The 13,477-nt window shown below is 71.6% G+C and carries 12 protein-coding genes; 4 read left to right on the top strand and 8 right to left on the bottom strand.

Going from position 1 to position 13,477, the window contains the following annotated elements; genetic code table 11:
• Positions 1-80: 80 nt before the first annotated feature.
• The 3 genes from ACZ499_RS28615 to ACZ499_RS28605 form a co-directional block, all read right to left on the bottom strand.
• On the bottom strand, positions 81-2,537 hold the full coding sequence (locus ACZ499_RS28615) for an ATP-binding protein (protein WP_468679158.1): 2,457 nt from the start codon (positions 2,535-2,537) through the stop codon (positions 81-83).
• 288 nt (positions 2,538-2,825) lie between these two features.
• A complete protein-coding gene (locus ACZ499_RS28610; protein WP_067163978.1) occupies positions 2,826-3,149 on the bottom strand; it encodes an STAS domain-containing protein in 324 nt (107 codons plus the stop codon).
• A gap of 159 nt (positions 3,150-3,308) precedes the next feature.
• On the bottom strand, positions 3,309-4,157 hold the full coding sequence (locus ACZ499_RS28605; protein ID WP_385540552.1) for a 3-hydroxyacyl-CoA dehydrogenase family protein: 849 nt from the start codon (positions 4,155-4,157) through the stop codon (positions 3,309-3,311).
• Positions 4,158-4,427: 270 nt separating this feature from the next.
• On the opposite strand from ACZ499_RS28605, the gene ACZ499_RS28600 reads away from it, so the two are divergent.
• Positions 4,428-5,000: a cob(I)yrinic acid a,c-diamide adenosyltransferase gene (locus ACZ499_RS28600; protein WP_468406184.1), complete on the top strand. Its 573-nt coding sequence runs from the start codon at positions 4,428-4,430 to the stop codon at positions 4,998-5,000.
• Positions 5,001-5,122: 122 nt separating this feature from the next.
• On the opposite strand, the gene ACZ499_RS28595 is transcribed toward ACZ499_RS28600, so the two are convergent.
• Positions 5,123-5,683 (bottom strand): hypothetical protein, encoded by a 561-nt coding sequence (locus tag ACZ499_RS28595; protein WP_468679155.1) that lies wholly within the window; start codon positions 5,681-5,683, stop codon positions 5,123-5,125.
• A 114-nt stretch (positions 5,684-5,797) separates the two neighbouring features.
• Here ACZ499_RS28595 and ACZ499_RS28590 point away from each other — a divergent pair, with 114 nt between their 5' ends.
• The 3 genes from ACZ499_RS28590 (at position 5,798) to ACZ499_RS28580 (ending at position 9,728) form a co-directional block, all read left to right on the top strand.
• Complete coding sequence (locus tag ACZ499_RS28590; RefSeq protein WP_468679153.1) at positions 5,798-7,054, top strand: sensor histidine kinase; 1,257 nt, start codon at positions 5,798-5,800, stop codon at positions 7,052-7,054.
• Positions 7,051-7,695, top strand: coding sequence for a response regulator (locus ACZ499_RS28585; protein ID WP_468679151.1), 645 nt, complete (start codon positions 7,051-7,053; stop codon positions 7,693-7,695). The genes ACZ499_RS28590 and ACZ499_RS28585 overlap by 4 nt, the downstream gene beginning before the upstream one ends.
• A 173-nt stretch (positions 7,696-7,868) precedes the next feature.
• The gene (locus ACZ499_RS28580; RefSeq protein WP_468679149.1) at positions 7,869-9,728 is read left to right on the top strand and encodes a glycosyl hydrolase family 18 protein; all 1,860 of its coding nucleotides are present in this window, start codon (positions 7,869-7,871) and stop codon (positions 9,726-9,728) included.
• Between the two features lie 203 nt (positions 9,729-9,931).
• Here the strand turns inward: ACZ499_RS28580 and ACZ499_RS28575 are convergent, their stop codons facing one another.
• From ACZ499_RS28575 to ACZ499_RS28560, 4 genes are all read right to left on the bottom strand, one after another.
• The gene (locus tag ACZ499_RS28575) at positions 9,932-10,378 is read right to left on the bottom strand and encodes a DUF2550 domain-containing protein (protein ID WP_385540543.1); all 447 of its coding nucleotides are present in this window, start codon (positions 10,376-10,378) and stop codon (positions 9,932-9,934) included.
• A 137-nt stretch (positions 10,379-10,515) separates the two neighbouring features.
• On the bottom strand, positions 10,516-10,890 hold the full coding sequence (locus ACZ499_RS28570) for a F0F1 ATP synthase subunit epsilon (RefSeq protein WP_067163957.1): 375 nt from the start codon (positions 10,888-10,890) through the stop codon (positions 10,516-10,518).
• Between the two features lie 210 nt (positions 10,891-11,100).
• Positions 11,101-12,543 (bottom strand): F0F1 ATP synthase subunit beta, encoded by a 1,443-nt coding sequence (gene atpD, locus ACZ499_RS28565; protein WP_468406194.1) that lies wholly within the window; start codon positions 12,541-12,543, stop codon positions 11,101-11,103.
• Complete coding sequence (locus ACZ499_RS28560; RefSeq protein WP_406342442.1) at positions 12,543-13,460, bottom strand: F0F1 ATP synthase subunit gamma; 918 nt, start codon at positions 13,458-13,460, stop codon at positions 12,543-12,545. Before ACZ499_RS28560 ends, atpD begins: the two co-directional genes overlap by 1 nt.
• Between the last annotated feature and the right edge of the window lie 17 nt (positions 13,461-13,477).

Genomic DNA, 13,477 nt, shown 5'->3' with positions numbered 1-13,477 from the left:
GGGCGAGTCCCCCACCCCGCCCCTTCCGCTGTGACATGTGCGGCTCCGCCGCGTAGCCTCCGGGCGGGAAGGGGCGGGGCCTACGCCGTAGGCGACGCCGCTGGGCTCGGGGCCGTGGGCGCCGACGCACTGTTGCTCGGGGGCGTCTCGCCGGACGAGGCGCCCGTGGTCGCCGGCGTGGACGCGGTCGGCGTCGGTGCGGGGCTGGTCGAAGTCGGCGGCGCCGACGTCGGGCTCGGCGGCTTCGTCGCCGACGGCTTGGTCGTCGGCGACGGGTGCCCCGGAATCGACGGCTTCGGCCCACCAGGCGACATCGTCGGCCCCGACGGCTTCGTCGACGGCGTGGACGCCTGCCCGGAAGGCGTCATCGAGGACGACGGGCCGGACGGCGCCGACGGGGTCGTCCCCGGCGTACCCGGCCTCGGGGTCGTCGGGGTCGCGGGACCGTCCCCGGACCGGGGCGGGGCCCCGGGCGTGGGCGTGTCCGCCGGGAGGCCCGCCTCGGCGCCGCCCTCGTTCGCCGACTGCTGCTGCTCGACCTTGTCGCCGGGCGCGTCGGAGCCGGACGTCGCGCCCAGCGTCACCACCGTGCCCAGGACCGCCGCGAGCACCGCACCGGCACCCGCCGCCACCAGGTTGCGACGCGTGCCGGTGAAGAGCGTCCGCTTGGCGGGGGGTGCCCCGTGCGGGATCAGCACCGTGGGCGTGGCGTCCGGGACGGGGACGCCGGCCGGGGGCGACTGGGACTCCTCGTAGCGCGCGGCGGGGACCTCGTCGCCGGACGGGGTGCGGCCGCCGGAGACCACCGGGCCGCCCGAGCGGTCCTCGACCAGGGCCAGCGCGCGGCGCCCCGCGACCGTGCCCCGCTTGTCGGACAGCGCGCCCTTGAGGCCGATGGACGCCTCCAGTTCGGCGCGGGCGCGGTCGACGTTCCCGGCGCACAGCGCCAGGACGCCCAGTTCGTGGTGGAAGTAGGCCTCTTCCCCGACTTCGCCGGTGAGGCGGGCCGCCGCCGAGCCGATCCGCAGGGACCGCTCCCATGCCCCCCAGTGCAGCCCGGCCGCGAACGCGGGCGCCGCGCTGCGGGCGAGCTTGACGGCCGTGGCCGGGTGCGCGGGGTCGCCGCCGGGGACCAGCGCGCCCAGGGCCGCGAGGACCGCGTCCGCCTCGGCCGCCGCCCGCTCGGGCGTGACCGAGGGGTGCCCGGTCCACCAGGCGTAGTGCTGGGCGGCGGTGTGCGCCCGCTCCCCCGCCCCCTCCCCGTACCCGGCAGCCTCCAGCTGGGGGAGCACGCCCGCCGCGAGCCGGTAGCGCGTACCGACCGGGGAGAGCAGCCCGCAGCCGAGCAGTTCGCCGAGCGCGGCGTCCGCGTGGGTGTCCCCGACGAGCGCGGGCAGATGCGCCTGGTGCGGCACCTCGCCGCCGAGCGCGACGGCGAACCGCAGGGTCTCCCGGGAGGCCTGGCCGAGCCGGGCCGCGAGCGGCGCGGCGGGTGCGGCGCCCTCGCCAAGGGACGGCAGCGGCACCTCGCGGCCCTCGGCCGAGAAGACGGAGACGTCGGAGGGCTCGTCGACCGGCAGCCCGAACTCGTCGCGCGGGACGCCCTCGCCGCGCAGCCCGTCGCGCTGCCGCAGCAGCGAGCCCGCCTGGACGAACCGCAGCGGCAGGCCCTCGGACTCGAACCAGAGGTCGCCCGCCCAGTTGGCCTCGTCGTCGCTGAGCGGCCGGTCCACGGCCTGCTCCAGGAGTTCGAGGGAGGCGCTGCGGCCGAGCCCGGTCAGGAAGACCTCTTCGAGGTGCGACTCGGCGGGCGGCGCCGCCACCTCGGGCGTCGCGGCGAGCAGGAAGGCGCATTCGGGGGCCGCGGCGAGCAGCTCTTCGAGGGCGGCGCCGCCGAACTCCAGGTCGTCGACGAGGACGACCGCCCCGATCTCGCGCACCTGGTCGTGCAGCCCGGCCCGGTCGGGCCGGTGCAGCGGGGCGCGGTACACCGTCGCGTACAGCTCGTGCAGCAGTTCCTGGGCGGTGCGGCGGTGGCCGCTGAGGCGGACGACGCCGTCGGGTGCGAGCTGGGCGCAGTCGGCGGCCACCGCGTCGAGCAGGACCGTGCGCCCGGATCCGGCGGGCCCGGTGAGCCGCACCGAACGGCCGCGGCCGAGCAGGCGCACCAGTCGCTCGCGCTCCTCGCCGCGCTCCAGGAGGACCGGCGCGGGTGAGGCGGGCCCGGCGGGCACCGGCGGCTTGAGCGCCCGCTCCCGGTCGGTGCGTTCGGCGGCGGACTGGCGTTCGGGGCGGCCGGGTATCTCGCCGGGCGGGCAGGGCTCGATCTCGCTGCCGTCGACGGGGTTGACGGTGAGCAGGAAGTCGCCCGAGACGAGCTGGACCGTGCGCGCGAGTCCGGCGGCGCGCGCTCCGAGCTCGGGGGTGACGGCGTCGCGGTCGCGCTCCTTGCGCGGTGCGGCGGCGCCCGCGCCGGTGCCCGGTCCGTTCTGCTCGTCGTCGAACTCGTCCGGTCCCCGGGTGTCCATCGGGTTCATGGTGAAAGCCCCCCAGATACGCCTGCGTAACCTCGCCCCCCCGGCCGCTACGCATTGCGCTGTCGTTCTGGTCCGGTACCCGCCGCAGGGATGTCGACCGGCGGGAGACCGCACCCTAAACCTTCGCCCAGTATCTCCGAACGGGCGGGGTGCCACCCCGCCCAGAGCGTCACAGTCCGGTGAGGATTGCGCATGGAGGACCGGCTTCCACATCACCTGCACAAGTAGCGCACAGGTCTTGCTCAAGAGGGCCGTAGGAGCCTCGTACGGCGGTGGCGCCGCGCACGCTCACACGCGCGGCAGCGCCTCCGCCGCGATGCCGCCCTCGATGGCGAGGATGCGGTGCAGCCGGGTCGCCACCAGCAGGCGCTGCATCTGGGGCGGCACGCCCCGCAGCACGAGCCGCCGGCCGCAGCGGCCGGCCCGCCGGTGGGCGCCCATGATCACGCCGAGGCCCGTGGCATCCCAGGAGTCCAGCTCGGTCAGGTCGAGCACCAGATCGCCGGCTCCGTCGTCGACGGCCGAGTGCAGGACCGTACGGGCGTCCGCCGCGCTGCGGACGTCGAGGCGGCCCCCGACGACCAGCTCGACGTGGTCGCCCCTGATGTGCATATGTACTCCCCGGAGTGCTCCGTATGCCTGTCTGCCTGTCGTCTCTTACTGCACCAACTGACTGCACAGACCGCAGGGAAGTTGCCGTCTGTAAGCGAACCGATACCTAATTCACCCCATGGAGTGATTCCGGGGCGAGGGGAGGTGAGGGTGCGTCAATCAGTGCTTGTAGAAGCCCTGCCCGCTCTTGCGGCCGATGTCACCCGCGTCAACCATCCGACGCATCAGCTCCGGCGGCGCGAACTTCTCGTCCTGGGACTCGGTGTAGATGTTGCTGGTGGCGTGGAGCAGGATGTCCACGCCGGTGAGGTCGGCGGTGGCCAGCGGGCCCATCGCGTGGCCGAAGCCCAGCTTGCAGGCGAGGTCGATGTCCTCGGCGGTGGCCACGCCCGACTCGTACAGCTTGGCCGCCTCGACGACGAGCGCCGAGATCAGCCGGGTGGTGACGAAACCGGCGACGTCGCGGTTGACGACGATGCAGGTCTTGCCGACGGACTCGGCGAACTCCCGGGCGGTGGCCAGGGTTTCGTCGCTCGTCTTGTAGCCGCGCACCAGCTCGCAGAGCTGCATCATCGGGACCGGCGAGAAGAAGTGGACGCCGACGACCCGCTCGGGGTTCTCGGTGGCCGCCGCGATCTTGGTGATCGGGATGGCGGAGGTGTTGGAGGCGAGCACGGTGTCCGGACGCACGATCTTGTCGAGCGTACCGAAGATGTCGTGCTTGACCTCCAGCTTCTCGAAGACGGCCTCGACGACGATGTCCACGTCGGCGGCCGCGTCCAGGTCGGTCGTGGTGGTGATGCGGGCGAGCGCGGCCTCCGCGTCCTCGGCGGCCAGCTTGCCCTTGCTCACGAACTTGTCGTACGAGGCCTTGATGCCGTCGGTGCCACGGGCCAGCGCCGCGTCGGTGACGTCGCGCAGCACCACGTCCCAGCCCGCCTGGGCCGAGACCTGCGCGATGCCCGAACCCATGAGTCCGGCCCCGATGACGGCGAGCTTCCTGGCCACTTCACACCCCTTTGACAGCTTGCTGATACGGCTCTCCGGCGGAGGCTATCGGCCGTGAGGCGTCTTGGGAGCCGTAAGAGATGCGCGTCACGTCTCAGATGACGGACATCACACCAAGACGGGGGAGCGGCGTCTCACCGAGGGGCCCGGCGGGCCCCACCGGTCGTCCCGTACCGCGTACTTGGGCGGGGAATGTCCGTGCCCGGCGGGCGGCCGTGACGGTCGGCACAGGAGCGTGGCGGACGGCCCCCGCGTAACTAGGCTGACCCCATGGTCAATCTGACGCGCATCTACACCCGTACCGGCGACAAGGGCACCACGGCCCTGGGCGACATGAGCCGTACCGCCAAGACGGATCTGCGGATCTCGGCGTACGCGGACGCCAACGAGGCGAACGCGGTCATCGGCACCGCGCTGGCGCTCGGGAAGCTGTCCGAGGAGGTCGCGACCGTCCTCGGCCGGGTCCAGAACGACCTGTTCGACGTGGGCGCGGATCTGTCCACGCCCGTGGTCGAGGACCCGAAGTACCCGCCGCTGCGGGTCGAGCAGTTCTACATCGACCGCCTTGAGGCGGACTGCGACCTCTTCAACGAGCGGCTGGAGAAGCTCCGCAGCTTCATCCTGCCGGGCGGCACGCCGGGCGCGGCGCTGCTGCACCAGGCGTGCACGGTGGTCCGCCGCGCCGAGCGCTCGACCTGGGCGGCCCTGGAGGTGCACGGCGAGACGATGAACCCGCTGACGGCCACGTACCTCAACCGCCTCTCCGACCTGCTGTTCATCCTGGCGCGGACGGCGAACGGCGAGGTCGGGGACGTGCTGTGGGTGCCGGGCGGCGAGCGGTAGGCGCTCCGCGCGGAGGGCGGTGATCCGGCCGCGGGTCGTGCGTCGCCGATCGCACCCACGCCGCGGAGCCGCATATGTCACCGCCCCGCGCCCCGTACGGGGCGCGGTACCGCACGGGCTGCCTAGAACAGGCCCTTCCGCGACCGGGCCGCCTGCACCCGCTTCGGGAACAGCGTGCAGCTCAGCGCGATGACCAGGTTGATGCCGATCAGCCACAGCATCCGCTGCTGCCACGTCCGCAGGGAGCCGACGTCCCCGTCGCCGCCCACGTACCAGATGCCGCCCTGGAGCAGCCCGATCGCGATCGCGGCGGCGAGCACCCAGCGCCCGGCGGTCCTCCACTCGTGGACCGCGCGGGCCGCGCCGCCCGCCGGGGCCTTGGCGGGGCGCGGGCCGCCCGCGAAGCGGTGGGCGAACCAGGCGTCGGCCCGCTTCACCATGGAGTGGCCCATCGCCACCGAGAAACCGATGTACACGGCGGCGAGGCCGTGCTTCCAGTCCGGCTCGGCGCCGTTCTTGAGGTCGATCACGGTGACGACGAGGAGCAGCGCTTCGAGCAGTGGCTCGCAGAGCAGGACCGCCACCGACGTCCTGGGCATCTTCGCGAAGTAGCGCAGCGCCAGGCCCCCGGCCAGCAGCACCCAGAAGCCGACTTCGCAGATGACGATCAGTGTGACGATCACGGCGTTCCCCTTTCCTCGGTCCCGTCGTCCGGACTCCCCTCCAGCGTCGGCCCGCGATCAGGCCCGCTCGTCGTCGGCAGTGAGGAAACGGCACTGCATCCTTCGGCGTATTCGATGGAGCGCGGGATCGCCCCGCACGTGGAGGCCCGGGCCCCAAGCTCCGTGTTTCATGGGAACGTGAAACGTTTTCCCCGCCCGCACCGCCATGACGTGATCATCGCCGTCGTCGGCCTGCTGACCGGCGTGGCGGGCTGGGCGCTCGGGCTGCACACCCAGGGCGGGCATCCGTTCGGCGGCGCCGAGGTCCTGGTGCCGCTGTCGGTGATGGCGGCCCTCGAACTCGTACGCCGGACCGCCCCGCAGTTCGCCCTGGTCACCGGCACCTTCGCGATCGTCGCGGACCAGTTCACGCTCGGCAGCGTGGTGACGGTCCTGATGTTCACGGATCTGGTCTACGCGGCCGTCCTGTACGGCACCCCGGCCGCCGCCCGCCGCATCCCCGTCACCACCGGGCTGATCTCGGTGGGGGTGGCCATCGGCTTCGTGGCCTGGCTGCACAAGCCCGAGGCCCTGCTGATCGGCCTGATCGCCGGACTGGTCTCGTTCGCACCCGCCACCACCGGCGCGCTGGTGCGCAACCACCGCGACGCCGCCGACGCGGCCACCCTGCGCGCCGAGCAGACCGCACTGCTCGCCGAGGTCGACCGCACCCAGGCGGTGGTGGCCGAGCGCGCCCGGATGGCCCGTGAGCTGCACGACATGGTCGCCAACCACCTCTCGGCGATCGCCATCCACTCCACCGCCGCGCTCTCCCTCGACGACCCGGCCACCACCCGCCAGGCGCTCACCGTGATCCGCGCGAACAGCGTGGACGGGCTCGCGGAGATGCGCCGGCTGATCGGGCTGCTGCGCGACAGCGGCGCCGGGCGCGCACCGGCCGCCGCGCCCACGCTGGCCGGGCTCGACGCGCTGATCGCCCAGGCCCGTACGAACGGGGCCTCCAGCGGGCTCGACTTCGCCCTCGACGACACCCGGCCCGAGGGGGCCGCGCTGTCCGCCCCGGTCGAGCTCGCCGCGTACCGGATCGTCCAGGAGTCGCTGACCAACGCCCTCAAGCACGCCTCGCCGGGCACGGTCACCGCGGCGCTCGCGCACAACGGGCGGGCGCTGACGGTCCGGGTGACCAGCCCGTACGGTGAGCGTCCGGGACCGCGTGCGCCGGGCTCGGGCGCGGGTCTGGTCGGGATGCGGGAGCGGGCCGTGCTGCTCGGCGGGAGCTTCGCGTCGGGCCCCGAGCCGGGTGAGGACGGCGCCAGGATCTGGCGGGTCCGGGCCGAACTTCCCATCAAGGAAAGCGAGTCGACCACATGACGATCCGGGTGCTGGTCGCGGAGGACCAGTCGTCGGTACGGGCCGGCCTGGTCCTGATCCTGGGCAGCGCCCCGGACATCGAGGTGGCCGGGGAGGCCGCCGACGGCGAGGAGGCGGTCCGGCTGGCGCGTGAACTGCGCCCGGACCTGGTGCTCATGGATGTGCAGATGCCCCGGCTCGACGGCGTTTCGGCGACCCGTCAGGTGGTCGCGGAACAGCTGGCCGATGTGCTGGTCCTGACGACGTTCGACCTCGACGAGTACGTCTTCGGGGCGCTGCGCGCGGGCGCGGCGGGGTTCCTGCTGAAGAACACGGAGGCGAGGGACCTGATCGAGGCGGTACGGACGGTGGCGCGCGGCGAGGGGCTGATCGCCCCGGCCGTCACCCGCCGGCTGATCGCGGAGTTCGCGGCCCCGGCGGCCAAGGCGCCCCCGGTGCGGCCGGCCGCCCTGGAGACGTTGACCCGCCGCGAGCGGGAGGTCCTGTCGTGCCTCGGCGAGGGGCTGTCGAACGCCGAGATCGCGGGGCGCCTTGCGATGGCGGAGGCCACGGTGAAGACCCATGTCAGCCGGTTGCTGGGGAAGCTGGAGCTGCGCAGCCGGGTCCAAGCGGCCGTACTGGCACAGGAGTTGGGCGTCTAGGGGCGACTTCCGGCCGTTGGTCTGGACCTCTTGACGGTTGGTCCAGACCTTTCTACGCTCACGGCACTGCTGTGTGAGCGTGCCACGACACCGTGTGCTCCACGACACCGTGTGCTCACCGGGCGGAGCAGGGTCCCACCCCCACCCCTTCGGACCTCACTCGGGAGCTCTCCTTGAGTCCTGCAACGCGCATCCGCACCCGCACCCGCTTCAGAACCAGAGCCGCGGCAACCCTGACCGCGCTGGCACTTCCCCTGGCCGCGCTCGTCGGTCTGGCCGGCGCCACTCCCGCCGCGGCCGCCGCCTCGGCGACCGCCACCTACGCCAAGACCCAGGACTGGGGCTCCGGCTTCGGCGCCCAGTGGACCGTCAAGAACACCGGCACCACGACGCTCACCTCCTGGACCGTGGAGTGGGACTACCCCTCCGGTACGTCCGTGACCTCGTTCTGGGACGCGGACGTCACCCATGACGGCAACCACTGGACCGCCAAGAACAAGTCGTACAACGGCACCCTCGCTCCCGGCGCCGGCGTCACCTTCGGCTTCAACGGGGCGGGCTCCGGTGCCCCCTCCGGCTGCAAGCTCAACGGGGGCTCCTGCGACGGTAGTTCGACCCCGCCCGGCGACAGCCCGCCGTCCGCGCCGGGCACCCCGACGGCGAGTGGCGTCACCAACACCTCGGTGAGCCTGTCGTGGACCGCCGCCACCGACGACAAGGGCGTCAAGAACTACGACGTCCACCGCGGCTCCGTGAAGATCGCCACGGTGACCGGTACGACGTACGCCGACTCGGGCCTCACCGCCGGGACGACGTACACGTACAGCGTGACCGCGCGCGACACCGCCGACCAGACGGGCCCCTCCTCCGGCTCGGCCACCGTCACCACCACGGGCGGCGGAGGCAACCCGGACCCGGGCTCCACGGTCAAGCTCGGCTACTTCACCGACTGGGGCGTCTACCAGCGCAACTACCACGTGAAGAACATCGTCACCTCGGGCTCGGCGGCCAAGCTGACGCACATCAACTACGCGTTCGGCAACGTCACGGGCGGCCAGTGCGCCATCGGTGACGCCTACGCCGACTACCAGAAGACGTACGACGCCTCCTCCAGCGTCGACGGCACCGCCGACACCTGGGCCCAGCCGGTCGCGGGCAGCATCAACCAGCTGCGCGAGCTGAAGAAGAAGTACCCGGGCATCAAGGTGCTGTGGTCGTTCGGCGGGTGGACCTGGTCGGGCGGCTTCGGCGCGGCGGCGGCCAACCCGACGGCGTTCGCCAACTCCTGCTACAGCCTGGTCGAGGACCCGCGCTGGGCCGACGTCTTCGACGGCATCGACATCGACTGGGAGTACCCGAACGCCTGCGGCCTCTCCTGCGACACCAGCGGCCAGGCCTCGCTGAAGAACCTGCTGGCCGCGCTCCGGGCCAAGTTCGGCTCCTCGGCGCTGGTGACGGCGGCCGTCACGGCCGACGGCTCCGCCAACGGCAAGATGGACCAGGCCGACTACGCCGGGGCTGCGCAGTACGTCGACTGGTACAACGTGATGACGTACGACTTCTTCGGCGCCTGGGACGCGAAGGGACCCACGGCCCCGCACTCCCCGCTCACCTCGTACAACGGCATCCCGATCGCGGGCTTCAACACGGACGCGGCGATCCAGAAGTACAAGGTCAAGGGGATCCCGGCGAGCAAGCTCAACCTGGGGATCGGGTTCTACGGGCGCGGCTGGACCGGCGTCACCCAGGACGCGCCGGGCGGTACGGCGACGGGGTCGGCCCCCGGGACGTACGAGCAGGGCATCGAGGACTACAAGGTCCTCAGGAGCGCCTGCCCGGTGACGGGGACGGTCGCGGGCACGGCGTACGCCCGCTGCGGCTCCAACTGGTGGAGCTATGACACCCCGTCGACGATCGCGGGGAAGATGTCGTACGCGAAGGCCCAGGGGTTGAAGGGGGCGTTCTTCTGGGAGTTCAGCGGCGACACGGCGAATGGTGAACTGATCTCGGCGATCGACGCGGGCTTGCGTTAACGGGCCCGCCCCACGACCCCGGGCAGGCGGTCCGTCCCCGCTTGCCCGGGAACCCTCAGGGGCGCAGGGCTGTGACATGTGCGGCTCCGCCGCGTGGCGCGACAAGCCACAGGCGGCCCGCAGCCGAGAAGAGAAGGGGGCGTCAGCCTTCGGCTGCAGGCCGTGCTGGGCCGGCCGCGCAGTTCCCCGCGCCCCTTTCGGGGCTACGCCACGTTCACCCGTTGCCCCGGCGGCGCCGCCTCCAGCCACGCCAGGAAACCCGTCAGCGCGTCCTCGCTCATCGCCAGCTCCAGGCGGACGCCCCGGTGCGTACAGCCGAGCACGATCGCGTCGGACAGCAGCGCCAGCTCCTCCTCGCCCGCCGGCTTGCGGCGCGCCACGACCTCGATCGCGGAGCGCTCCAGGAGCCGCCGCGGCCGGGGCGCGTACGAGAAGACGCGGAACCACTCGATCCGGTCACCGCTGTACCGCGCGACTCCGTACACCCAGCCCTTGCCGCCCGGGTCGCCGCCCTCGGGCACGTCCCAGCGCAGACTGCAGTCGAAGGTCCCGCCGGAACGCTGGATCAGCCGCCGGCGCAGACCGAAGACGAAGAGTCCCACCAGTACCAGCGCGACGACCAGGCCGCCCACAAGCAGAACGAGGGTCATCTACACCGACCTCCTCGCTCCATTCGGGGCCCGGGGCTCGCCCCGGTCTCTTGTGCCTGCATCGCCTCAGCCGCGGCCGGGTCCGGAAAATTCCAGACCCGTGACCGCGGCTGAGGGCAAAACTCTTCGGCGGGGTGCTAGCGCACCGACACCGTACGCAGCCGGACCTCGGCGCGGCGCTCGGCGGCGCCGTCCTCGACCGACTTGGCGCTCTCCAGCGCCCGCTCGGCACGCTGGACGTCGATCTCGTCCGCGAGCTCCGCGATCTCCGCGAGCATGGAGAGCTTGTTGTCCGCGAACGAGATGAACCCGCCGTGCACAGCGGCGACGACGGTGCTGCCCTCACTCGTACGGATGGTCACCGGACCGGACTCCAGCACTCCGAGGAGCGGCTGGTGACCGGGCATGACGCCGATGTCGCCGGACGTGGTGCGCGCGACGACCAGGGTGGCCTCGCCGGACCAGACACTGCGGTCCGCGGCGACGAGCTCGACGTGCAGCTCAGCAGCCAAGGTGGGCTCCTCGGGTCACCACCCGGCAATTGGAGCCGGGTGTTGGGTCAAGTCTAGTAGGGCCCGGAGCAACAGAGCGCCGGGGCCCACCCGGCCTTCCGGCCGGGGGTCCGGGGGTTGCCCCCCGGGAGATGCAGCGTGGGCGTACGGAGGAGGGCGGGACGCGCCCGCCCCCCTCCGCCGAAACGCGACTCTTACGAGTCAGGCGATTCAGGAGACGCCCAGCTCCTTGGCGTTGGCCTTCAGGTCCTCGATGCCACCGCACATGAAGAACGCCTGCTCGGGGAAGTGGTCGTACTCACCGTCGCAGATCGCGTTGAACGCGGTGATCGACTCTTCGAGCGGAACGTCCGAACCGTCCACGCCGGTGAACTGCTTGGCGACGTGGGTGTTCTGCGACAGGAAGCGCTCGACGCGACGGGCACGGTGGACAACGAGCTTGTCCTCCTCGCCCAGCTCGTCGATACCGAGGATCGCGATGATGTCCTGGAGGTCCTTGTACTTCTGCAGGATCCCCTTGACACGCATGGCGGCCGCGTAGTGGTCCGCCGCGATGTACCGCGGGTCGAGGATGCGGGACGTCGAGTCCAGCGGGTCCACGGCCGGGTAGATGCCCTTCTCGGAGATCGGACGGGAGAGAACCGTCGTCGCGTCGAGGTGGGCGAAGGTGGTGGCCGGGGCCGGGTCGGTCAGGTCGTCCGCGGGGACGTAGATCGCCTGCATCGAGGTGATCGAGTGACCACGGGTCGAGGTGATGCGCTCCTGGAGGAGACCCATCTCGTCGGCCAGGTTCGGCTGGTAACCCACCGCGGAGGGCATACGGCCGAGCAGGGTCGACACCTCGGAACCCGCCTGGGTGTACCGGAAGATGTTGTCGATGAAGAAGAGGACGTCCTGCTTCTGGACGTCACGGAAGTACTCCGCCATCGTCAGACCGGCCAGCGCGACCCGAAGACGGGTGCCCGGGGGCTCGTCCATCTGACCGAAGACGAGCGCCGTCTTGTCGATGACGCCGGAGTCGCCCATCTCCTCGATGAGGTCGTTGCCCTCACGGGTACGCTCACCGACGCCCGCGAACACCGACACACCGTCGTGGTTGTTGGCGACGCGGTAGATCATTTCCTGGATCAGAACGGTCTTGCCGACACCGGCACCACCGAACAGACCGATCTTTCCACCCTTGACGTACGGGGTGAGAAGGTCGATGACCTTGACGCCGGTCTCGAACATCTCGGTCTTCGACTCAAGCTCGTCGAAGCGAGGGGCCTTGCGGTGGATCGGCCAGCGCTCGGTGACCTCGGCGTTCGCCTCGGGGTAGTTCAGCACCTCGCCCAGCGTGTTGAACACCTTGCCCTTGGTGAAGTCACCGACGGGGACGGTGATGCCCTCGCCCGTGTCGGTCACCGCGGCCTGGCGGACCAGACCGTCGGTCGGCTGCATCGAGATGGTACGGACGAGGCCGTCACCCAGGTGCTGCGCGACCTCAAGGGTCAGCGTCTTGAGCTTGCCGTCCTCGGCCGGGTCGGCGACCTGGACCTTCAGCGCGTTGTAGATCTCGGGCATGGCGTCGACGGGGAACTCCACGTCGACGACCGGGCCGATGACCCGGGCGACGCGGCCCGTGGCGGCGGCCGTCTCAACAGTGGTCGTCATTACTTGTCACTCCCCGCGGTCGCGTCAGCCATGGCGCTCGCGCCACCGACGATCTCGCTGATTTCCTGGGTGATTTCGGCCTGGCGGGCCGCGTTGGCAAGCCGGGAGAGGCTCTTGATGAGATCCCCGGCGTTGTCGGTCGCCGACTTCATCGCGCGGCGGCGGGCGGCGTGCTCGGAAGCGGCCGACTGCAGCAGTGCGTTGTAGATGCGGCTCTCGACGTAGCGCGGCAGCAGGGCGTCGAGGACGTCCTCCGCCGACGGCTCGAAGTCGAACAGCGGAAGGATCTCGCCCTTCGTACCGCTCTCCTCCACAGCCTGGTCGAGACTGAGCGGCAGCATCCGGCCGTCCACCGCGTTCTGCGTCATCATCGACACGAATTCCGTGTAGACGATGTGCAGCTCGTCGACGCCGCCCTCGGCCGTGTCCGTCTGGATGGCCTCGATCAGCGGCGCCGCGACGCGCTTGGCGTCGGCGTAGGCCGGGCTGTCGGTGAAGCCGGTCCACGACTCCGCGACCTTGCGCTCGCGGAAGCCGTAGTAGGCGACACCCTTGCGGCCGACGATGTAGGCATCGACGTCCTTGCCCTCAGCGCGCAGCCGCTCGGTGAGCCGCTCCGCCTGCTTGATGGCGTTCGAGGAGTAGCCGCCGGCCAGACCGCGGTCGCTCGTGATGAGCAGGATCGCGGCACGGGTCGGCGCCTCGGCCTCGGTGGTCAGGGCGTGCTTGGTGTTCGAACCGGTCGCCACCGCGGTCACCGCACGGGTGAGCTCGGTCGCGTACGGCATCGACGCCGCCACCTTGCGCTGCGCCTTGACGATGCGCGAGGCGGCGATCATCTCCATCGCCTTGGTGATCTTCTTGGTCGCCGTGACGGCACGGATGCGACGCTTGTAGACCCGGAGCTGCGCTCCCATGAGTCAGGTCCCTTCCG

The organism is Streptomyces sp. NPDC031265 (genome assembly GCF_055570295.1).
Note: the sequence above shows the minus strand (reverse complement) of the source record. Positions and strands in the feature narration are given on the sequence as shown.